This window comes from Streptomyces sp. NPDC037273 (genome assembly GCF_055603625.1).
Map to the genome: position 1 here is coordinate 347589 of NZ_JBVJVO010000003.1, position 21376 is coordinate 368964.

Genomic DNA, 21376 nt, shown 5'->3' on the forward strand with positions numbered 1-21376 from the left:
AGGCGGGCGGCCGTGAAGCGCGGGGCTCAGGCGAGCAGGCCCGAGGACTTCCACAGGCGGCGGCCCGCGCCGCGCAGGACGCCGATGTCGTCGAGGAAGTCGGTCAGCCGCTTCGCGCCGGACTGCATGACCTCGCGCCGGTGTCCGCTCGCCTTCACCTGGGCGACCGCCTCGCGGCGGTCCAGGCCCACGGCGTCGTACACCCCCGGGTTGACGAAGCAGGTGGAGAAGACGCGGGCGGCCTCCCCGCAGCTCAGCCGGGTGAACTCCTGCTCCCAGCGGGGCGCCGTCGCCATCTGCCGGCGCAGCTCCTCGCGGGCGTACCGGACGTGGCGGGCCTCCTCGACGACGTGGATGCGGGTGACCCCGCGGACCAGCGGCTGCACCCGCTCGTCGGGGAAGGTGAGCCGCTGCATCCAGTCGAGGATCTCCTCGCCGAGCAGGGTGGCGGCGAAGGAGCCGGGGGTCGTGGAGACGGTCTTCAGGACGCGGGCGAGGTTGTGGTAGATCCGCGGGACCGGGTACTCGGGGGTGCCGCCGCGGGTGATCAGCCGGGCGAACATCATCGAGTGCCGGCATTCGTCCGCGATCTCGGTGAGCGCGTACCGGACGTGGGCGCTGGTCAGGGACTTGTCGTAGATGTGCCGCACGAGCAGCTGCATCAGGATGATCTCGAACCAGATGCCGAGGGAGGCCAGGGAGGCCGCCTCGTGACGCGAGAGCGCGATCCGCTGCTCCTCGGACATCCGGCGCCACAGGGGGGTGCCGTAGAGCGAGACGAGCTCGGGCGGCCAGAACCACTTGCCGTCCTCGAAGGGCGCGTCCCAGTCGAGTTCCGTGTCCGGGTCGAAGGAGTGTCTGCGGGAGGAATCGAGGAGTCGTTCGGCGACCTGCTCCCGGTCGCGCAGCGGCCCCAGCGCGTCCCGGAGGAGGCTGAAATCGGGCTCGGTGAAGGGGGTCATGGCCGGTCACCTCACTGCGTCGCTCATCGTCACGTTACCGGGGGTCACCCTTTATGAGACTGCCCGTCAGCAGAGCCGTCAATCCCTTGTGCGCGACTTGTTGACGACCCGTCTACCAGCGTGTGAGCCTGCTGGAAACGGACGGAAGGAGTCGTCAGTGTCGACGCACGACCTCTATGTGAACGCCCCCGCCGGACCCGTATGGCAGGTGCCGGCCACCGGCGCCGCCCGCTTCTCCTGGGACTACGACGACGGTCGTGAACGGCTCCTCGCCCTCTACCGCAAGGGCAAGGACAAGCAGTGGGACGGCGCGACCCGGATCGACTGGGACATCGAGGTCGACCCGTACGACCCGCTCGGCACGCCCGACGAGGTGCTCAACCTGTACGGCACCCGGCACTGGGCCAAAATGACCGAGAAGGACAAGGGCGATCTGCGGCGGCACTACTCGACCTGGCAGTTCAGCCAGTTCCTCCACGGCGAACAGGGCGCGATGATCTGCGCCGCGCGGATCGTGGAGTCCGTCCCCGACCTGGACGCCAAGTTCTACTCGGCGACCCAGACGATGGACGAGGCCCGGCACGCCGAGATCTACGGCCGCTTCCTCCACGAGAAGATCGGGATGCTCTACCCGATCAACGACCACCTCCAGGGCCTGCTCGACGACACCCTCCGCGACTCCCGCTGGGACATGCCCTACCTCGGCATGCAGGTCCTCATCGAGGGCCTCGCCCTCGCCGCCTTCGGCATGATCCGCGACACCACCGACAAGCCGCTGCCCAAGCAGATCCTCGCGTACGTGATGCAGGACGAGGCCCGGCACGTGGCCTTCGGCCGGATGGCGCTGCGCGACTACTACCGGCAGCTGTCCGACGCCGAACTGCGCGAGCGCGAGGAGTTCGTCATCGAGGGCTGCTACCTCATGCGCGACCGGCTGCGCGGGGTCGAGGTCCTGGAGAACTTCGGCATCCCGAAGAAGGAGGCGGAGGAGCTCAGCGAGCAGAGCGAGTTCCTGCACCTCTTCCGCAAGCTGCTGTTCAGCCGGATCGTCCCCTGCGTCAAGGACATCGGCCTGTGGGGCGAGCGGCTCCAGAAGGCCTATCTCGACATGGGCGTCTTCGACCTCGGCGACTCCAGCCTCGACCTGCTGATGACCCAGGACGAGGAGATCGCCGAACGCCTCGACGCGGAGCGCTTCGCGGCGGAGGAGCGGGCCCGGGTGGCGGAGGTGGCCGACGCGATCGCCGAGGGCGCGGGCACGGGGGAGTAGCCCCCGGAACTACCCCCGGGTCTCCGCCTCGAGGCGCAGGGCCTCCCGCATGACCGCCCTGGCGATCGGGGCGGCGCTGCCGCCGCCGCTGATGTCGGTGCGGGAGGCCTCGGCGTCCTCGACGACGACGGCGACCGCGACGGCCGGCTGGGGGGAGTCCTCGGCCTGGGCCCAGGCGATGAACCAGGCGTAGGGGGTGCCGGTGTTGCCGAAGCCGTGCTGGGCGGTGCCGGTCTTGCCGCCGACGCGGGCTCCCGGGATGGCGGCGTTCGTGCCGGTGCCCTCCTCGACCGCCTTGACCATGAGCCGCTGGAGCTGGAGGGCGGTGGCGGGGTTCATGGCCTGGCGGTAGCTGCGGCGGCCGGTGCGGTCGACGGTGGTGCCGCCGGAGGTGGTGGTGCGGTCGACGAGGTAGGGGTGGGCGATCTCGCCGTTGTTGGCGACGGCCGCCGCGACCATGGCCATCTGGAGCGGGGTGGCCGTCGTGTCGAACTGGCCGATCGAGGAGAGGGCCAGCTGGTCGGGGCTCATCTCGCGGTCGAAGTTGGACTTCGCGACCCAGGAGGGCACGCGCAGCCCCGTGTCGTTGAAGCCGAAGCGTTCGACCGCGTCGACCATGTCCGTCAGGCCGACCTCCACGCCGAGGCCGGCCATCACCGTGTTGCAGGACCACTGGATCGCGTACGCCAGGGAGGCGTCGCCGCAGCCCTTCGCCTCGTTGGGGAGCACCTGCCGGGTGCCGGGCAGGACGAAGGGGTCGGGGGTGTCGGTCGGCGCGTCGACATCGCGGACGACCCCGGCGTCGAGCGCGGCGGCGGCCGTCACGATCTTGAAGGTGGAGCCGGGCGGGTAGGTCTGGCGCAGGGCCCGGTTCAGCATCGGCTGGTTCGGCGAGGTGTTGAGCCGCTTCCAGGCGTCCTTGACCGCCTGCCCGGTGCCGGAGAGGACGCCGGGGTCGTACGAGGGCGAGCTGACGAGCGCCAGGACGCGGCCGGTGGAGGGTTCGAGGGCCGCGACCGCGCCGCGCTTGCCGTCGAGCCCGCGGAAGGCGGCCTCCTGCATCGAGGCGCGGACGGTGGTGACGACGTCGCCGCCGGGCTGGTGGCCGCGGGTGAGGTCGTTCCAGAGGGGCAGCGGGGCCAGCATCGGGTCGGTGCCGGCGAGGATCTCGTCCTCGGCGTGCTCGATGAGCGTGGTGCCGTACGTCTGGGAGGCGAAGCCGGTCACCGGGGCGTACAACGGCCCCTGGCGGTAGGTGCGTTCCCAGCGCAGCTGCTGGCCGCTGTCCCGCGAGCCGGTCACCGGCCTGCCGTCGACGACGATCTCGCCGCGCGGCTCGGCGTACCGCTCGATGGCGATCCGCCGGTTCGCCGGGTTGTCGTCGAGGGACTCGGCCTCCAGGACCATCACCCGGGCGGCGTTGACGAGGAGGGCGACCAGGAGCACGAGACAGAGGGCGGCGGCCCGCCGGATGTAACGGATCACCGGGCCTCCTCGGTCACGGGTGCGAGCGTTCCGGTGTCGGCGGAGTCCGGCTGGGGGGCGCGGGCGGAGTCGCTGACGCGGATGAGGAGGGCCACGATCACCCAGTTGGTGACGACCGACGAACCGCCCTGGGCGAGGAAGGGCATCGCCATGCCGGTGAGCGGGATGAGGCCCATCACCCCGCCCGCGATCACGAAGACCTGGAGCGCGACGATCGAGGCGAGCCCGATCGCGAGGAGCCGTCCGAAGGGGTCGCGCAGGGAGAGCCCGGCGCGGTAGCCGCGGGCGACGAGGAGCGCGTACAGGAGGAACAGCGCGGTGAGGCCGACGAGTCCGAGCTCCTCGCCCGCGGTCGCCAGGATGAAGTCGGACTTGACGGCGAAGCCGATGAGGACGGAGTGGCCGAGCCCGAGGCCGGTGCCGAGCATGCCGCCGGCGGCGAAGGCGAACAGCGACTGGGCGAGCTGCCCGGGTCCGTCGCCCGCCCGGATGGAGGCGAAGGGGTCGAGCCAGTCCTGCACCCTGCTGTGCACGTGCGGTTCGAGCGAGCCGACGAGGAAGGCGCCGGCCGAGGCGAGGACCAGGCCGACCGCGATCCAGCCGGTCCGCCCGGTCGCCACGTACAGCATGATGACGAAGAGCCCGAAGAAGAGCAGGGACGTGCCGAGGTCGCGTTCCAGGACGAGGACGCCGACGCTCAGCAGCCAGATCGCGACGATCGGGCCGAGGACCCGGCCGGTGGGGAACTGGAACTTCCAGATCCGGCGGCCGGTGTACGCGAGGGCGTTGCGGTTGGCCGCGAGGTACGCGGCGAAGAAGACGGCGAGCAGGATCTTCGCGAACTCGCCCGGCTGGAACGAGAGCCCGCCGATCCTGATCCAGATCTTCGCCCCGTTCACCGCCGGGAAGAAGATCGGCAGGATCATCAGGCCGAGCGCGGCGGCCACGGAGACGTACGCGTACTGCTGGAGGGTCCGGTGGTCGCGGAGCAGCAGGACCACCACGATGAAGAGCGCGACCCCGAGCGTCGACCAGACCAGCTGGGTCGCCGCCGCCTGGTCGTCCGGCGTCTCCAGGTCGAGGCGGTAGATGAGGACGAGCCCGAGGCCGTTGAGGAGCACCGCGATCGGCAGCATCAGCGGATCGGCGTACGGGGCGCGGAAGCGGACCGCGAGATGGGCGACGAGCGCGAGCAGTCCGAGCCCGGCGCCGTAGCGGGCCGCGTCCGGCGGGACGGCGCCGCTGCGGGCGAGGCCGACCGCGGCGTAGCCGGAGACGGAGATGAGGACGGCGCCGACGAGGAGGGAGAGTTCCACGCCGCGGCGCTTCGGGAGGCGTACCCCGGCCGGGGGAGCGTCCGTGCGCGGTGTGGTCATGGTCCGCAACGTAGCAAGTGGTATGCCCTATGTCCCTTTTGTGTGACGGTGTGCCGTGGCGCGCCGTCACGGTCCGCCGCACGTGTGAAGGCGCGCGGCGGCCGTCAGCCCGTCGCGTCCGCGTCCGCGTCCGTGTCCGGGTCCGTGTCCGGCTCCGCGAGGCGCACGTACTCGGGGAGCCGCAGCAGGGCCTCGGCGCCCGGGCCCTCGGCGGGGCGGGCGAAGAGCAGTTCGGCGCCGATCACCTCGGCCTGGCCGACGGCGATCGTCAGGCCGAGACCGTGGCCCTTGCCGCCGCTCTCGGTGCGGAACCGCTGGGGGCCGGACTCCAGGAGGTAGCCGGGGTAGCCGGGGCCGTGGTCCCGCACCGAGACGACGGGGCCTTCGACCGTCACGACGACCGGGGGCGCGCCGTGCTTGTGCGCGTTGGCGACCAGGTTGCCGAGGACCCGCTCAAGGCGCCGGCGGTCCGTCTCCACCGTGGCGTCCCGGAGGACCCGCACCTCCGTCTCCGTGCCCGAGGCGCGCACCACGCGGGCGGCGAGCGGCCCGAGTTCGTGGACGGCGAGGTCCACGGTCTCGTTGCGGGCGTCGAGCCGGGAGATCTCCAGGAGGTCCTCGGTGAGCCCGCGCATCGCCCGCACCCTGTCCCGTACGAGCTCCGACGGCCGGCCCTCGGGTAGCAGCTCGGCGGCGGCCGAGAGCCCGGTGAGCGGGGTGCGGAGCTCGTGGGCGACGTCGGCGGTGAACCGCTGCTCACTCTGCAGCTTGCGCTGGAGCGAGGAGGCCATGGTGTCGAGCGCCCCGGAGACGGTGGCCACCTCGTCCTGCGGGCGCGAGGGGTCCTTCGTCCGCGGGTCGTCGACGCGCGCGTCGAGGTCGCCGGCGCTGATCCGGCGGGCGACCTGGGCGGTCAGGTGGAGCCGCCGGGTGACCCGGGTGACGGCGAAGGCGCCGACGAGCAGGGTCGCGCCGATCGCGAGCACCGAGGAGGTGAGGATCGACCGGTCGAGCGCGTCGATCGTCTGGGCGCTCTGCGAGTAGTCGACCCGGACGGCCAGCGCGTGGCCGTCGTCCGCCGGGCCCGCCGCCCACATGGTCGGCCGGCCCCGGTCGTCGGCGACCATCGTGCCGCGCTCCCCGCGGGCGGCGAGCACCCGCAGCGGCGCCGGCAGTCCGGCCGGGTCGACGGAGGCGAACCGGGGCAGCGGCTCGCCCGCCTCGTAGAGCCGGCCGACCTCGGTGAGCCGGGTGAGCGCCTTCTCGCGGGAGTCGTCCACGGTCCTGGCGGTCACCGACACGTGCACGAGGACGCCGAGCAGCGCGGCGAGCGCGCAGCACATCACGGCGATGAAGACCGCGGCCTTCCAGGTGAGGGTCGCGGTCCAGGCGGGCAGCCGGGGCGCCTTCACCGGGCGGGCTCCGCGGGGACGGGCACGGGCTCCACCGGGACGGGTTCGGCGGACTCGGCCGGGGCGGGCGGGGCGCTCGCGGCCGGGGCGGGCGTGGCGCTGGGGCTGACCAGGCGGGGCACGGGCACGACGGACGGCCCGGAGCGGGAGGGCCGGACGCGGACGATCTCGTCCCGGGTGGGCAGCATGCTGTGCTGCTGCTCGTCCCAGGACCAGGCGGTGCGGTACTCGTACCCGGGGATGCCGGCCGAGCTGACCCGCATGATCAGGTCCCGGCCGGCCAGTTCCACGCTGATCACCTGGTCGACGGTGGACATGATCCGGGTGAGCCCGCCGTTCTCGGCGAGGTAGACCCGCACGCCGACCTGCTGGTCGGGCATCCGGATGCCCACGATCAGCTCGTCGCGGCCGTTGCCGGTGAGGTCGCGGTAGTACGGCCGGAGGACCGGGCAGGACTTCGGCGCGGTGGGGCAGGCCTCGATCGCCCGCGCGGTCTCCTCGTAGAGGCCGTCCGCGCCGGTGTACGTGTCGGGGTGGGCGCGCACCTCGGCGCGGACGACGGCCACGGCGTCGACGGTGTGGACGTCGTTGTCGGCGACCTCGATGCCGGGGACCCGCTGGGTGTCGGTCTCGCCGTAGTCCACCGGCGGATTCGTCGCGGGCGCGAGGTCGGGCCACAGCCGTACGGGCCCCACGGCCGCGGGGGTCGCCCCTGCGCTCTTCAGGCCGCCCTCCCCGGCGCCGCACCCGCCGAGCGCGAGCGCGAGTCCGAGCGCGCCCAGGGCGGCGCCGGCGCTGTGCACTGCGCGCGGTCTCACGGGGCTCCTCGGTCGGTCGGGGACGGTCCTGTCCTTCTCCCGTAGACCTTATTCGGAGAGAAGTCCATTTTGTCCACTCGTCCCGTCCCCCGCCCACGCGGGAGCGCCGGTACGAGGCCCCGCTCAGGCCCGTCCGGCTACGAGCCCCGCCGCTAGTGCGCGCCCCGCTCGTACGAGCCCCGCTCCATCCGGGCCAGTGCCGCGCGGCACAGGGTGAGGAGCTTCTCGTCGAGGTGGACGTCGTGGCTGCCGGAGGCGCCCTCGCGGGCGTTGTGGCGGCGCCGGCGGGTCAGCTCGGTGAGGATCACGAGCTGCGCCCGCGAGGCAGCCGGGCCCATCTCCGCCAGGCACTCGGCGATGTCCATCCGGGCGTGCCGGTTCTCCTCCCAGGCCGCGAGCAGCACCGGCAGCGTCGACGCCGTGTCGCCGCAGACCCGCCACAGGGCGGTCGCGGTCCGCACCCGCACCCACAGGTCGCGCGAGGCCAGACCCGGCCGGAGCGCGGGGGCGGCCGAGGCCGCCGCCGGGCCGATCTCGGCGAGCGCCAGGGCGGCGAAGCACCAATCGGCGCCCTGCGCTCCCGGCCGCAGCCAGCGCTCCAGGGCCGCGAGCGCCTCCCCGGTGTCCCCCTCGGCCGCCCACAGCGCGCGGGCCGCCGCCGTGGCGACCGCGGCCGACTCGGCGGCCAGGAGTCTTCGCAGCTCCGGTACGGCCTCCCGGGCGGCGGGCCCGAAGGCGGCCAGGGTCCGCAGGGCCGACTCGCGCACCCAGTCGCGCCGGTTCTCCGGGGCGCCTCGCAGCACCCGCAGCACCTCGGGGACGGCCTGGTTGCCCCGTACCGCCCCGAGCGCGTACAGGAGCGGCGCGGCCCGGTCGTACAGCCGCTCGTCGAGCTCGACCTCGGCGAGGCGGCGGCGCAGCAGCGGGGCGAGCATCGCGGCGGAGGGCCCGAGGCCGTCCATGGCGTACAGGAGCTCCCGCCGGACCTCGCCCTCCTCCAGGGCGCGGGCCAGGAGCGGGACGGCGCGGGTGTCACCGGCGCGGGCGAGGGCGAGCAGCGCCCCGTCCCGGCCCGACCGGCCGACGAAGGCGTACCCGCTGCCCTGGCCGGGGGCGAGGCCCTCGGCGAGCGGGGCGGAGCCCGCCGGGCCCGCCGTCAGACGGGCGACGAGCGCGTCGGCGGCGGGGGCGCCCAGTTCGAAGAGGCGCTCCAGGAAGGAGGTGGCGGCCTCCCTGAGCCGTGGCTCGGGGTCCTGGAGCTGGGCGCCGACCAGACGCACCACCTCCTCATATCGCCCGCGCCACATCCTGATCAGCCCGCCGCACAGCCAGATGGCGTCCGAGCGCTGCCCCCAGTCGGGGCTCCGCAGCTGCGCCAGGATCAGCGCGATCCGGTCGTCGACGCGGTCGTCGAGCGCCGCGTGCAGGGTCCGGAGCAGCTCCTCGGTCCAGGGCGCGGGCCGCCCGGCCGCGTGCTCCTCCAGGAGCTCCCTGACCTGCCCGATCAGGGTCGGCGCGGCGGACCGGTAGGCGTCGGCGCCGGTCGGCGGGGCCTGGGCGGCCGTGCGGATCTCCTCCAGGAGCCGGGTCACCCAGGGCACCACGTCGTCCGGGATGTCCGCGGGGGCGCAGCGGGCCCGCTGGGCGAGGGCCGCGAGCCGCAGTCCCGGGTCCTGGGCGGCGCGGGCCAGCCAGTCGAGCCAGTCGACGGTCTCGTCGCGCAGCGAGGCGTGCCGCAGGGCGATCCGGCCGACGGCCGCCACCAGGGCGAGCCGCACCTCGGTGTCCCGCTCGACGGTGAGCCGCTCCCGCAGGAGGGTCAGCGCCCGGGCGGGCTCGGGGTGGAGCGAGGCGAGCGCGCACGGCGCGGCGAGCCGCACCTCGGGGTCCGGGTCCGCGACGAGCCCGAGGAAGACGTCGGAGCCCGCGGCGATCGCGGCGGCGGCCATCGCGTAGTTGGCGGCGGGGATGAACTCCTCGTCGTCCGGGGCGAGTTCGTCCAGTTCGTCGAGCTCGTCGTCGTCGGCGAGCTCGATGCCGCCGATGCTGGTGAGCAGCTCGACGATGCAGCCGCGGTCCTGGACCTCGGGGTCGGCGACGAGTTCGAGGAGGAAGGGGATGCAGGCGAGCGTCGAGTCGTAGACGTCGCCCTGGTGGTGGACGGCGCCGTACATCCCGTCCAGGGCGGTCTCGCGCTCCGCGGGGTCGGCGGAGGCGAGTCCGCGGAGCAGCTCCGGCACATCGTCCGCGGGGCCGTACGCGTGGCCCAGCGAGGCCCAGTCGACCTCCTCGATCCCCGTCAGCATGTGCCAGGCCGCCTTCCCCGTGAGCGCTGTACCAGGACGCAAGTGTGCACCACAGGGCCGCTCCCGACGCCGAACCGGCGACACCCGCCGTGCGCGGAGCCCTGGTTGCGGCCTCTTTGCGCCATATACGGTACGGAGCAGGGCAGTTGCTCTCGGTGGCTACCCTTCCGATCTCACCCGGACGAACGCCGCCGTCTCGTGCCGCCCCGCGACCTGCCGCAACTCGACCGGCACCGGCGGCTCCACCGGCCGCACGGGCCCGTGCTCCGGGTCCTCCGCGAGCGGTCCGGCCCGGTCGCCCGCCAGCGCGCCGACCTCGCGCGACTGCGCCGGCGTGAGCCGGGGCGAGGTGGTCACGGCCCGGCCGTCGGGGAGCCGCACCAGCAGCGCCCGCGGCCGGTCCGGCGGGCCGACGAGCCCGACGAGCAGGCCGTCGCCCGTGTCGGCGTGCCGGACCTTCCGCCAGGCCCAGGTCGCGCCCGGCCGGTACGGCGAGTCGAGACGCTTGGCGACGATCCCCTCGACGCCCGCGTCCCGCAGGTCGCGGAACCATCCGCGCGCGGTCTCCTCGTCCCGCGTGGCGAGCACCCGCTGGAGGGGCGGGCCGACGTCCGCGAGGGCCGCGCCGAGCAGCTCCCAGCGGTCGCGCAGCGGCAGGGCCCGCACGTCACGGCCCGGGACGGCCAGCAGGTCGAAGGCGATGTACGAGACCGGCACCCCGGCCCGTACCCGGTCCGCGTGCGAGCGGAGCAGGTCCGTGAAGCTCAGCCGCCCCTCCCGGTACGCGCACAGCTCACCGTCGAACACGAGCCCGGCCGGCAGCCGCTCGCCCAGCTCGGCCGCGATCCCCGGGAACTCCGGCGCGAGGTCCCTGCGGGACCGGGACTGCAGCACGACCCGCCCCCCGTCCAGCACGAACGCCAGCGCCCGGAAGCCGTCCAGCTTCAGGGAGTACTGCAGCTCGCGCGGCGGCTCTCCCTGCTCCGGGATCTCGTCGGCCGACCGGGGCCGCATCACGTCGACGGGCGGGAGGAGCACGACCGGGCCGGGGGCGGCGGGGCCGGGTCCCGGGCCGGGGGCGGCCCCGGCGGAGCCCGTACCGGCGGGGGTGTCACGACCACTCCCGCGCTCCCCGTTCACGGCACGTCTCCCGCGCGTTCAGGGGCGAAAAGTGGGGCGAGGAGCTCCCCGTGGTGCTCAAGACGTGGCGCGATGTCGTCCATGAGGAGGACGAGGGGAGCGGGGTCCCGGGCGGCGGCGCAGTGCTCGACCTCCTCCCAGGTGACGGGTGCCGAGACGGTGGGGAGGGTGCGGGCGCGCAGGGTGTAGGGGGTCGCGGTGGTCTTGGCGGCGGCGTTCTGGCTGTGGTCGACGAAGACCTTGCCGGGGCGCAGCGCCTTGGCCATCCGGTGCACGACGAGCCGGGGCAGCGCGGCCTCGGCCTCGACGGCGAGCCGCCGCGCGTACGCCGACACCTCGGCCGAGGGGGTGGGCGTCACCGGGACGAGCAGGTGCAGTCCCTTGGCGCCGGACGTCTTGGCGAAGGCTTCGAGGCCGTCGTCGGCCAGCCGCCCGCGCAGATGGAGGGCGACCCGGCAGCAGTCGACGACGGTCGCGGGCGCCCCGGGGTCGAGATCGAACACGAGCCGGTCGGCGACCGCGGGGGCGGGGGTCCGCCACTGGGGCGTGTGGAACTCCACGACCAGGTTCGCCGCCCACATCAGCGACGGCAGGTCCTCGACCACCACCTGCCGGGCCCGCGGGTCCTCGGAGCGGGGCACGGGGGCGGTCGTCACCCAGGAGGGCGTGCCCGGCGGCGGATTCTTGGTGAAGAAGAGCTGCCCCTCGGGCCCGTCCGGATAGCGCAGGAAGGAGACGGGCCGCTCCCTCAGATGCGGCAGGATCGCGGCCCCGACGGTCGCGTAGTAGTGGAGGAGCTCGCCCTTGGTGGTGCCGGTGGCCGGGTGGATCACCTTGTCCAGGTTGCTGAGGGCCAGCCGGCGTCCCTCCACCTCTGTGATGGGCGTCATACGATGAGAATCCCACGTTTCCGGACTGTTCGGAGCGAAAGGCAGGAACCGTGCGATCCATCTGGAACGGTGCCATTTCCTTCGGCCTGGTCAGCATCCCGATCAAGCTGGTGAACGCCACCGAGAGCCGCTCCGTCTCCTTCCGGCAGATCCACACCGAGGACGGCGGCCGGATCCGCTACAAGAAGGTGTGCGAGCTCGACGGCGAGGAGGTCTCCCAGGCGGAGATCGGCAAGGCGTACGAGGACGCCGACGGGACCATGATCCCGATCACCGACGAGGACCTGGCCGCCCTGCCGCTCCCCACCGCCAGGACGATCGAGATCGTCGCGTTCGTGCCGGCCGGGGAGATCGACCCGCTCCAGATGGACGCCGCCTACTACCTCTCGGCGAACGGCGTGCCCGCCGCGAAGCCGTACACCCTGCTCCGCGAGGCCCTCAAGCGCAGCGACAAGGTGGCGGTGGCGAAGTACGCCCTCCGGGGGCGCGAGCGGCTCGGCATGCTCCGCGTCGTGGACGACGTGATCGCCATGCACGGACTGCTCTGGCCGGACGAGATCCGCGCCCCCGAGGGCGTGGCGCCCGAGTCGCCGGTCACCGTCCGGGACGCCGAACTCGACCTGGCGGACGCCCTGATGGCCACCCTCGGCGAGGTCGACATCAGCACCCTGCACGACGACTACCGCACCGCCGTCGAGGAGATGATCGCCGCCAAGGCGGAGGGCGGCGAGGGCGTCGCACCGCCCGCCCCGGGCGAGGAGGAGGGCGGCGGCCGGGTCATCGACCTCATGGCGGCCCTGGAGAGCAGCGTCCGCGCGGCCCGGGAGGCGCGCGGCGAGGCCGGTGCGGACGAGGTCGCCGAGGTGACGCCGCTCAAGCCCCGTACCGCCCGGTCCGGAGGCACGGGCCGTACCGCCCGCGCCCCCAAGGACACGGAGGCCAAGAAGTCCACATCGCGGACGGCGAAGAAGACGGCCGCCCCCGCCCGCAAGTCGACCTCGGCGTCGGCCGCCGGGAGCACGGCGAAGGAGCCGGCGGCCAGGAAGACCACCTCGAAGGCGGCGGCGAAGAAGACGACGGCCAAGAAGGCCGCCGCGAAGGAGCCGGCCGCGAAGGCGCAGGTCGCGAAGAAGGCTCCGGCGAAGTCGCCGGCCAAGAAGGCGACACCGCGCAAGCGCTCGGCCTGACCGCCGAGTTCCCGCCGAAGCCGCGCGGAAGTCCCGCCGAAGCCTGCCCAAGGCCACTGAAGTCCCTCCCCAGGCCCCCCGGAATGTGCACCTCCGGGGGGCTTCGCGTTGCCCGAAGGCGGGCACGGGAGGGGCTAACTCGCCGCATACCGAACAGAGTTAGCTGTCCTTCGGACAACAGAAGGTCAAATCCTTGTTGCAGACCTGTCAAACAGGCGCATTCGCTGGCACGCTCGCACCCGCATCACCACCCCCACAACCCCCACGCTTCACAGCGAAGGAGCCCGCGTGACCCGCCAGCAGTCCTCGCACCGCCGCACCACCGCCCGCGCCGCCGCCCTGCTCGCCTCGGCCGCGATGGTCGTCGTCGGAGTCCAGACCGGATCCGCCAACGCCGACGCCCAGCGCGAGGCCGGAGCCACCGCCCTCAGCCTCTCCGGCGGCCAGCGCGCCGCCGCCGTCAAGGAGGCCCAGGCCGGCGCGGCCGCCACCGGCAAGGCCATCGGCCTGTCCGGCAAGGAGGCGCTCGTCGTCCGCGACGTCATCAAGGACGCCGACGGCACGGTGCACACGCGCTACGAGCGCACGTACGAGGGCCTCCCCGTCCTCGGCGGCGACCTGGTCGTCCACCAGAAGAAGTCGGGCGCCCGCTCCACCACCAAGGCGACCTCGGCCCCGATATCCGTGGCCACCACGACGCCCGCCCTCTCCTCCGCCACCGCCGGCAAGGCCGCCCTCGCCTCCGCCGCCAACGCGGACGAGTCCGTCTCCTCCGCCCGCAAGGTCATCTGGGCCGCCACCGGCAAGCCGGTCCTCGCCTGGGAGACGTACGTCACCGGCGTCCAGCAGGACGGCACCCCCAGCCGCCGCCAGGTCGTCACCGACGCCACCACCGGCAAGGAGCTCCACTCCGCCGAGACGATCGAGACCGGCGTCGGCAACACCATGTACGCCGGCCAGGTCACCCTCGGCACCTCGGGCTCGTACACCCTCACCGACGCCACCCGCGGCGGCCACAAGACGTACGACCTCAACGGCGGCACGTCCGGCACCGGCAGCCTCTTCACCAACTCCACCGACACCTGGGGCAACGGCCTCGCGGGCGACCGCGCGACCGCCGCCGCCGACGCCCACTACGGCGCGGCCGTCACCTGGGACTTCTACAAGAACGAGCTCGGCCGCAACGGCATCCGCGGCGACGGCGTCGCCGCCTACTCCCGCGTCCACTACGGCAACGCCTACGTGAACGCCTTCTGGGACGACTCCTGCTTCTGCATGACCTACGGCGACGGCATCAACAACACCCACCCGCTCACGTCCCTCGACGTGGCCGGCCACGAGATGTCGCACGGCCTGACCTCCTCCACCGCCAACCTCCGCTACAGCGGCGAGTCCGGCGGCCTGAACGAGGCCACCTCCGACATCCTCGGCACCTCGGTCGAGTGGTACGCGGGCAACGCCACCGACGCCGGCGACTACCTCATCGGCGAGAAGATCGACATCAACGGCAACGGCACCCCGCTCCGTTACATGGACAAGCCCAGCAAGGACGGCAAGTCCGCCGACTACTGGTCGAAGTCGGTCGGCCGCCTCAACGTCCACTACTCCTCGGGCCCGGCCAACCACTTCTTCTACCTGCTCTCCGAGGGCAGCGGCTCGAAGACCATCAACGGCGTCACCTACAACTCGCCGACCTACGACGGCTCCACCGTCACCGGCATCGGCCGCACCGCCGCCTACAAGATCTGGTACAAGGCCCTCTCCACCTACATGACCTCCACCACCGGCTACTCCGGCGCCCGCACCGCCACCCTCAACGCCGCCAAGGACCTCTACGGCACCGGCAGCACCCAGTACAACGCGGTCGCCGCAGCCTGGACCGCCATCAACGTCAAGTAACACCTGGCGAACCCGACGGAGCCGCCCGGCAGCACCACCGCCGGGCGGCTCCCCCCTTCGTCCCCCAGCCGGTGACGACCGCCGTCCTCCCGAGCCCGAGCCCTCCCCGTGGCGGTACGGCACAATGGCGGGCCGATGGGGGCAGGAGCCGGGGAGGGGACGCGCGTGCACGCGCAGGAAACGACGTTCAGCAAGCTGGTCCACGGCGAGACGCAGTTCCAGGTTCCGCTGTACCAACGCACCTACACCTGGCAGCGCGACGAGCTGCGGCAGCTGTGGGACGACGTACTGGAACTCGTCGAGGACACCCTGGAAGGCCGGGAACCCGCCGCCCACTTCCTCGGATCCGTGGTGCTCGCGCCGGAGCGGGTCGCGGCCGGCGGGATGCAGCGCTGGCTCGTCGTCGACGGCCAGCAGCGGCTGACCACCCTGATGCTCGCGTTCACCGCGCTGCGCGACCACCACCGCGCCCGGGGACGGGACAAGAAGGCGGCCCGCATCCACGACCTCGTCCTGGTCAACGGCTACCAGGACGGCAACGACCACTACCGGCTGCTGCCGACGCAGGCCGACCGCGAGGCGTTCATCGCCTGCCTGGAGGGCCTCCCCACGGCCGGCGGCTCCGGCAACATCGGCGGCGCGTACCGCTTCTTCCTCGCCGCGCTCACCGAAGGAGAGGAGAGCGCCGGCGACGCCTGGGTCGGCGCGGTGGAGTCCGTGCTCAGGGACTTCCTCTCCATCGTCTCGATCACCGCCGCCGAGGGCGACAACGTGTACCGGATCTTCGAATCCATCAACAACACGGGCGTCGGCCTCAGCCAGAGCGACCTGCTGCGCAACTACCTCTTCATGTGCCTCCCCAAGCGCGGCGAGACCGTCTACCGCACCTTGTGGCTCCCCATGCAGGAACTCCTCGGCCCGGCCAGGCTGGAGCTGCTCGTCTGGCTCGACCTGGTCGTCGGCGGCGACAACCGCGCCAAGCAGAGCGAGATCTACCGCGACCAGAAGAAGCGCCTCGAACCGCTGAGCTCGAACGAGGAAGCCCTGGAAGCCGAGGTCTCCCGGCTGTACGTACGGGCCGGCCGTCTCATGCGGATCGCCGAACCCTGGCGGGAGAACGACCCCCGCCTCCGCGAGGTCCTGGAGCGCCTCGCCCGCTGGGGCGGCCAGACCCACTACCCGCTGGCCCTCCTCCTGCTCGACCGCCTCGACGAAGGCACCTGCGACGCCGAGGAGGCCGCCACCGCCCTCGCGTACGCCGAGAGCTACCTCGTACGCCGCCTCATCGCCGGCAACTCCACCACCGGCAACAACCGCACCTTCATGGAGCTGCCCAAGGACGTCGAGAAGGAGCTCGACAACGACCGCTCCCTCGCCGACGCCGTACGCCACGCCCTGTCCACCAAGACGGGCACCCGCGTCTGGCCCTCCGACGCCGTCACCCGCACCTCGATCCGCGAACGCCCCTTCTACAAGTCGGGCCGCTCCAACCAGCGCTTCGAGATCCTGCGCCGCCTCGAAGAGAGCCACGACGCCAGCGAACCGGTTGACTACGCCAAGGCCAAGCTCACCGTGGAGCACGTCCTTCCGCAGCAGCCGGCCCAGCAGTGGTTCGACCTCCTCGCCGAGGAAGCCGGACAGGACGAGACCCCGGAAGGCCTCCACGCCCAACTCGTCCACACCCTCGGCAACCTCACCCTCTCCGGCGACAACACCCGCCTCTCCAACCACCCCTTCCACCGCAAGCAGCAGATCCTGGACTCCAGCGCCCTCCGCATGAACCAGCGGATCGCGAGCCAGGAACGCTGGGGAAGGGCCGAGATCCTCGCCCGGGCGGACGAACTCGCCGAAAAGTCACTGAAGTTGTGGCCGAGCCCGCTCGACGGCCTGGCCCACGCCGACGCCGAATGGCCCGGCTGGTCCGAACTCCGCCAAGCCCTCCTCGCCATGCCGGCCGGCACCTGGACCACCTACGGCGACCTCGCCACCCTCATCGGCACCCACGCCGTCGCCGTCGGCACCCACGTCGCCTCCCGCCCCGCCCTCCACGGCGCCTACCGCGTCCTCATGGCCGACGGCAAGATCTCCCCCGGCTTCCGCTGGCCCGAGGGCCGCGACGACACGGCCGACCCCCGGACCGTCCTCGAAAGCGAAGGCGTCCCCTTCGACGAGTGGCACCGCGCCCGCCGCTCCCACCGCCTCACCGCCGCCGACCTCGCCACCCTCACCGGCAAGACCGACTCCGAAGACGAACCCCCCGCTGCCCCCGCCCCCGACACGGCCGCCACCCGCTTCGAAACCCTCCTCCGCGCCAACCAGACCCCCGACATCGCCGAAGGCGTCCTCACCGCCCTCCGCCACTGGCAATCCCTCGGCGGCACCCTCGACTACGGCAAGAAGCACGAAACCAGCTGCTTCCCCACCCTCCCCCTCCCCGGCCCCGGCCCCCGCACCATCTGGCCCCTCGCCCTCTACCCCGTCACCGGCACCGTCGAAGTCGTCTTCCAACACCTCAAGCGCCGCCCCCCTTTCGACCACGAACTCCACCGCCGCGCACTCCTCACCCGCCTCAACCACATCCCCGGCATCGACCTGGCCGAAGCCAAACTCGACCTCCGCCCCTCCTTCCCCCTGGAAACCTTCGCCACCCAAACCCCCCAACTCCTCACCGTCCTCACCTGGTTCACCCAAACCCTCACCCGGTGACTGTCAGTGGCGCCGCCTACGCTGCGTTTCCACCTGGACAGTTCGTACGGGACATGAGGAGGAGACAGCGATGGGTGGCAACGCGTGGACGCAGACAGGCCCGTATCAGCCCGATCTGGCAGCGGCATTCCGCCAGGCCCAGGCAGCCAGCCTGGCCGAGGACGACCACGGCTTCACGGGCCGAACCGTCGAGGAACTCTGGCGCGACCCTGACTGGGCCGAATACATCTTCACCGGCGGCACCTGCACCGTCCTGGACTTCCCCGAAATGATCGACGCCACCGACCAGACCGACGGCCCCTTCATGCGCCCCCTCACCGACCCCGAGATACGCGCCTGGTCCCCGTCCGGCCAACCCACCTACGAGGACTGGCACAAAGCCCTCGACACCGAACGCTTGGACTTCCCCGCCCGCGGCCGCGGCCACTGCACCGTGCTCCACCACGACGGCCGCCCCACCCAGATCGGCTACTGGGGCGTCACCGCCGACTAACCCGCACACACAACAAAACCCCGCGCTCAGCGTTTCCGCTGATCACGGGGTCTGTGTGGCACTTCCTTCGAAGTGCCCCCGGCAGGATTCGAACCTGCGCACACGGCTCCGGAGGCCGTTGCTCTATCCCCTGAGCTACGGGGGCGTTGCCGCGTTTGGCGGCGACGGGTAGAACCCTACCAGCTTGGGGGGTGTGCCTGTGAACAGGGATTTCCGGGGTGTCACGGGGGGTGGGGTCCCCCGCACGGGTCAGAAGTGGGCAAAACCCGGACGCGGTGGTGGGGGGCGGCCTACTCTCGTTCGTGTGTCAGGCGTGTCCGGTCGGGTGCTCGTTGTCGACGACAACAAGGTGATCCGGCAGTTGATCAGGGTCAATCTCGAACTCGAGGGGTTCGAGGTCGTGACCGCGGCCGATGGTGCCGAGTGTCTGGATGTCGTGCATCGGGTTCGTCCTGATGTCGTCACCCTGGACGTCGTCATGCCCCGCTTGGACGGGATCAAGACCGCGGAGCGGTTGCGGGCGGACCCGCGGACCAGTCATCTGCCGGTGGCGATCATCAGTGCGTGTGGTGAGCGAGAGGTCGCCGGTGGTGCGGCGTCCGGGGTCGATGCCTTCCTCGCCAAGCCCTTCGAACCCTCCGAGCTCGTGCGTGTGGTGCGTCAGTTGATGCACCGCGAGCGACGCGAGCGGCCCGAGGCCGCCGGGCCGGACGGGGGAGAGGAGCCGGCCGCAGCCGACGTAAGGCGTCGTGGTGAGGCGTCCGGGGACTCGGGTGGGCCGTCGGGGGCGGCGGGGTTGTTGGACAAGTTCGGACGGTAGTCGGCGCGCGCGGGTGCCCGTATGGCGAAACCGGTTCGCGTGGGGACCCCCCTTCTCCCCTAGGCTTGCGGTGTGACTCCCGCGGACCTTTCGATCACTCTGCTGCACGCCGTGCGTCGTGCCGTGGACGAGGGTGCGCTGCGGGTGGAGGTGCCGTCGCGCGTGAAGGTCGAGAGGGCCAGGCCGGGCGGTGCGGGGGAGTACGCCAGCAATGTGGCGTTGACCTTGGCGCGGCCCGCCGGGCGGAGCGCGCGGGATGTCGCCGGGATCATCGAGGAGCGGCTGAGGGACGTGCCGGGGCTCGATGGAGTGGAGATCACCGGGCCCGGCTTTCTGAACTTCACCCTGCGGAACGACGCGGGCGGTGACCTCGTACGAGCGATCGGCGCGGCCGGAGCCGCGTACGGGCACGGGACGGCGCTGGCCGGGACCGAGGTCCGGTTCGCCGAGGTGAGCGAAGCGCGCGCGGAGATCGTGGTGGCGACCGTGATGCGGCTGCTGAGGACCCAGGGCGCGCGAGTCGAGTACGGGGGTTCCGGGAGTGGTGAGGAGAACCCCGTGGCGAGTGGTGGCGCCGGCTCCGAGCCCGTACTCCAGCACCTTCATGTGTACCCCGCCCCCTACGAGGTCGGCCGGCTGGGTGTCGATGCCGCGCGGTGGGGGCTGTTGAGGGCGGCGCCGGGGGATCGGGCTTTGGTGGGGGAGGGCCTGTTGGTGCAGCATGAGCGCAACGGATTGTTCCGGGTGCGGTACGCGTACGCGCGGGTGCGGAGGCTGCTGGTCAACGGCGAGCAGCTGGGAGTCACTCCCGCGTACGAGACGCCTGTCGAGGCACCCGAGCTGCTGGGCGCGCTGGGCGACCACCCTGTCGTTCTGCTCGCCGCGGCACGCCATCGCGCCCCCGATCGGGTCGCACGGCACATGGAAGTCGTCGCCGACGCGCTGCTGGCCTTCCAGCACACGGTCCTGCCGCTCGGCGACGAGAAACCCTCGGCCGCCCATCGTTCCCGGCTCGCGCTTGCCGAAGCCGCCGGGACGGTGCTCGCCGGTGGCCTTTCCGTGCTCGGCATCAGCGCACCCGATCGGATCTGAAAGAGCAGACATGAGCCGTTCCGCCCACCCCGCAGGGCCCCGCCACGCCGACGTCCTCCCCGAGGGCCACTACTCCGCGCCGCCCGCCGATCTGAACGTGCTCGACCCGAAGGTGTGGTCGAGGACGGTGGCGAGGGACGAGAGGGGGGTCGCGACCATCGGAGGGATCGCGGTCGACCGGCTCGCCGAGGAGTTCGGCACGCCCGCCTACTTCCTCGACGAGACGGACTTCCGGGCCCGCTGCCGTGCCTGGGCCGAGGCCTTCGGCAGGGACGCGGACGTGTTCTACGCGGGCAAGGCGTTCCTCTCCCGGGCCATCGTGCGGTGGCTGAAGGAGGAGGGGCTGAACCTGGACGTGTGTTCCGGCGGGGAGCTGACCACGGCCCTGTCGGCCGGGATGCCCGCCGAGCGGATCGCGTTCCACGGGAACAACAAGAGCGAGGAGGAGATCCGCGCGGCCGTCGAGGCCGGTGTCGGGCGGATCGTCCTCGACTCCTTCCAGGAGATCGTGCGGGTCGCCCACATCGCGCAGTCGCTGGGCAAGCGGCAGCGCGTACAGATCCGGGTGACCGTCGGCGTCGAGGCGCACACGCACGAGTTCATCGCCACCGCGCACGAGGACCAGAAGTTCGGCATCGCGCTGGCCGGCGGGCAGGCGGCGGAGGCCGTGCGCCGGGCGCTGAAGCTGGACGGTCTGGAGCTCATCGGCATCCACTCGCACATCGGCTCGCAGATCTTCGACATGGCCGGCTTCGAGGTCTCCGCCCGCCGTGTGGTGCAGCTGCTCGCGGAGGTGCGTGACGAGCACGGGGTGGAGCTGCCGGAGATCGACCTCGGTGGCGGTCTCGGCATCGCGTACACCTCCGATGACGACCCGCGCGAGCCGCACGAGATCGCCAAGGCGCTGAACGAGATCGTGGGGAGGGAGTGCGAGGCCGCGGGTCTCGCGACGCCGCGGATCTCGGTGGAGCCCGGGCGCGCGATCGTCGGCCCGACGGCGTTCACGCTCTACCGGGTCGGCACGATCAAGCCGCTCGAAGGGCTGCGGACGTACGTGAGTGTCGACGGCGGCATGTCGGACAACATCCGGACCGCGCTGTACGACGCCGAGTACAGCGTCAGTCTCGTCTCGCGGACCAGCGAGGCCGAGCCGATGCTGACGCGGGTCGTCGGCAAGCACTGCGAGAGCGGCGACATCGTCGTGCGGGACGCGTTCCTGCCCTCGGACCTGGCGCCCGGTGACCTGATCGCGGTGCCGGCCACCGGCGCGTACTGCCGCTCCATGGCCAGCAACTACAACCACGCGCTCAGGCCGCCCGTCGTCGCCGTCCGCGACGGCGAGGCCCGGGTGATCGTCCGACGCGAGACGGAGGAAGATCTCCTGCGTCTCGACGTGGGCTGACGAAATAGTCGCGTGGTGAAATAGTCGGGTGATGAAATCGATGTCTCAGGATCCGGACGAGGGGCGGAAACCCCCGTCCGGTGAGTGAGACTGGTTCCCACCGTAGAAATACGCAACA

The 21376-nt window shown here is 72.3% G+C and carries 16 protein-coding genes and 1 tRNA gene; 8 read left to right on the top strand and 9 right to left on the bottom strand.

Going from position 1 to position 21376, the window contains the following annotated elements; all coding sequences use genetic code 11:
* Positions 1 to 26: 26 nt before the first annotated feature.
* Positions 27 to 962, bottom strand: a complete 936-nt coding sequence (locus ACZ7G1_RS10925; protein WP_470872366.1) for an AurF N-oxygenase family protein — start codon at positions 960 to 962, stop codon at positions 27 to 29.
* A gap of 157 nt (positions 963 to 1119) precedes the next feature.
* On the opposite strand from ACZ7G1_RS10925, the gene ACZ7G1_RS10930 reads away from it, so the two are divergent.
* A complete protein-coding gene (locus ACZ7G1_RS10930) occupies positions 1120 to 2232 on the top strand; it encodes a ferritin-like domain-containing protein (protein ID WP_470872365.1) in 1113 nt (370 codons plus the stop codon).
* A 9-nt stretch (positions 2233 to 2241) separates the two neighbouring features.
* Here the strand turns inward: ACZ7G1_RS10930 and ACZ7G1_RS10935 are convergent, their stop codons facing one another.
* The 7 genes from ACZ7G1_RS10935 to ligD form a co-directional block, all read right to left on the bottom strand.
* Entirely contained in the window at positions 2242 to 3717 is a 1476-nt protein-coding gene (locus tag ACZ7G1_RS10935; RefSeq protein WP_470872364.1) for a penicillin-binding transpeptidase domain-containing protein, read from the bottom strand.
* A complete protein-coding gene (locus ACZ7G1_RS10940; protein WP_470872362.1) occupies positions 3714 to 5093 on the bottom strand; it encodes an FtsW/RodA/SpoVE family cell cycle protein in 1380 nt (459 codons plus the stop codon). Before ACZ7G1_RS10940 ends, ACZ7G1_RS10935 begins: the two co-directional genes overlap by 4 nt.
* 104 nt (positions 5094 to 5197) lie before the next feature.
* On the bottom strand, positions 5198 to 6505 hold the full coding sequence (locus ACZ7G1_RS10945; protein WP_470872361.1) for a histidine kinase dimerization/phospho-acceptor domain-containing protein: 1308 nt from the start codon (positions 6503 to 6505) through the stop codon (positions 5198 to 5200).
* Positions 6502 to 7323, bottom strand: coding sequence for a hypothetical protein (locus ACZ7G1_RS10950; protein WP_470872359.1), 822 nt, complete (start codon positions 7321 to 7323; stop codon positions 6502 to 6504). The genes ACZ7G1_RS10945 and ACZ7G1_RS10950 overlap by 4 nt, the downstream gene beginning before the upstream one ends.
* A 152-nt stretch (positions 7324 to 7475) precedes the next feature.
* Positions 7476 to 9629 carry a PBS lyase gene (locus ACZ7G1_RS10955; protein ID WP_470872358.1) on the bottom strand — a complete coding sequence of 718 codons (2154 nt, stop codon included), beginning with the start codon at positions 9627 to 9629 and terminating at the stop codon, positions 7476 to 7478.
* Between the two features lie 159 nt (positions 9630 to 9788).
* Positions 9789 to 10769: an ATP-dependent DNA ligase gene (locus ACZ7G1_RS10960; RefSeq protein ID WP_470872356.1), complete on the bottom strand. Its 981-nt coding sequence runs from the start codon at positions 10767 to 10769 to the stop codon at positions 9789 to 9791.
* Positions 10766 to 11659 (bottom strand): non-homologous end-joining DNA ligase, encoded by an 894-nt coding sequence (ligD, locus tag ACZ7G1_RS10965; RefSeq protein WP_470872355.1) that lies wholly within the window; start codon positions 11657 to 11659, stop codon positions 10766 to 10768. Before ligD ends, ACZ7G1_RS10960 begins: the two co-directional genes overlap by 4 nt.
* A 50-nt stretch (positions 11660 to 11709) precedes the next feature.
* On the opposite strand from ligD, the gene ku reads away from it, so the two are divergent.
* From ku to ACZ7G1_RS10985, 4 genes are all read left to right on the top strand, one after another.
* Positions 11710 to 12846: a non-homologous end joining protein Ku gene (gene ku, locus ACZ7G1_RS10970; RefSeq protein WP_470872354.1), complete on the top strand. Its 1137-nt coding sequence runs from the start codon at positions 11710 to 11712 to the stop codon at positions 12844 to 12846.
* A gap of 288 nt (positions 12847 to 13134) precedes the next feature.
* Complete coding sequence (locus ACZ7G1_RS10975; RefSeq protein ID WP_470872353.1) at positions 13135 to 14745, top strand: M4 family metallopeptidase; 1611 nt, start codon at positions 13135 to 13137, stop codon at positions 14743 to 14745.
* Positions 14746 to 14910: 165 nt separating this feature from the next.
* On the top strand, positions 14911 to 17451 hold the full coding sequence (locus ACZ7G1_RS10980) for a GmrSD restriction endonuclease domain-containing protein (RefSeq protein WP_470872351.1): 2541 nt from the start codon (positions 14911 to 14913) through the stop codon (positions 17449 to 17451).
* A 70-nt stretch (positions 17452 to 17521) separates the two neighbouring features.
* Positions 17522 to 17944, top strand: a complete 423-nt coding sequence (locus ACZ7G1_RS10985) for a hypothetical protein (RefSeq protein WP_470872350.1) — start codon at positions 17522 to 17524, stop codon at positions 17942 to 17944.
* Positions 17945 to 18017: 73 nt separating this feature from the next.
* Here ACZ7G1_RS10985 and ACZ7G1_RS10990 read toward each other — a convergent pair.
* Positions 18018 to 18089, bottom strand: a tRNA-Arg gene (locus ACZ7G1_RS10990).
* Between the two features lie 159 nt (positions 18090 to 18248).
* Here ACZ7G1_RS10990 and ACZ7G1_RS10995 point away from each other — a divergent pair.
* From ACZ7G1_RS10995 to lysA, 3 genes are all read left to right on the top strand, one after another.
* A complete protein-coding gene (locus ACZ7G1_RS10995) occupies positions 18249 to 18764 on the top strand; it encodes a response regulator (RefSeq protein WP_470872349.1) in 516 nt (171 codons plus the stop codon).
* Between the two features lie 72 nt (positions 18765 to 18836).
* On the top strand, positions 18837 to 19856 hold the full coding sequence (nrtL, locus tag ACZ7G1_RS11000) for an ArgS-related anticodon-binding protein NrtL (protein WP_470872348.1): 1020 nt from the start codon (positions 18837 to 18839) through the stop codon (positions 19854 to 19856).
* 10 nt (positions 19857 to 19866) lie between these two features.
* On the top strand, positions 19867 to 21258 hold the full coding sequence (lysA, locus tag ACZ7G1_RS11005; protein WP_470872346.1) for a diaminopimelate decarboxylase: 1392 nt from the start codon (positions 19867 to 19869) through the stop codon (positions 21256 to 21258).
* Positions 21259 to 21376 lie beyond the last annotated feature (118 nt).

What these genes read in the sequence shown, in the direction of transcription:
- lysA (WP_470872346.1), top strand. Translation starts at nt 19,867, where the DNA reads ATGAGCCGTTCCGCCCACCCCGCAGGGCCCCGCCACGCCGACGTCCTC.
- ACZ7G1_RS10925 (WP_470872366.1), bottom strand. Translation starts at nt 962, where the DNA reads ATGACCCCCTTCACCGAGCCCGATTTCAGCCTCCTCCGGGACGCGCTG.
- ACZ7G1_RS10985 (WP_470872350.1), top strand. Translation starts at nt 17,522, where the DNA reads ATGGGTGGCAACGCGTGGACGCAGACAGGCCCGTATCAGCCCGATCTG.
- ACZ7G1_RS10955 (WP_470872358.1), bottom strand. Translation starts at nt 9,629, where the DNA reads ATGCTGACGGGGATCGAGGAGGTCGACTGGGCCTCGCTGGGCCACGCG.
- ACZ7G1_RS10940 (WP_470872362.1), bottom strand. Translation starts at nt 5,093, where the DNA reads ATGACCACACCGCGCACGGACGCTCCCCCGGCCGGGGTACGCCTCCCG.
- ligD (WP_470872355.1), bottom strand. Translation starts at nt 11,659, where the DNA reads ATGACGCCCATCACAGAGGTGGAGGGACGCCGGCTGGCCCTCAGCAAC.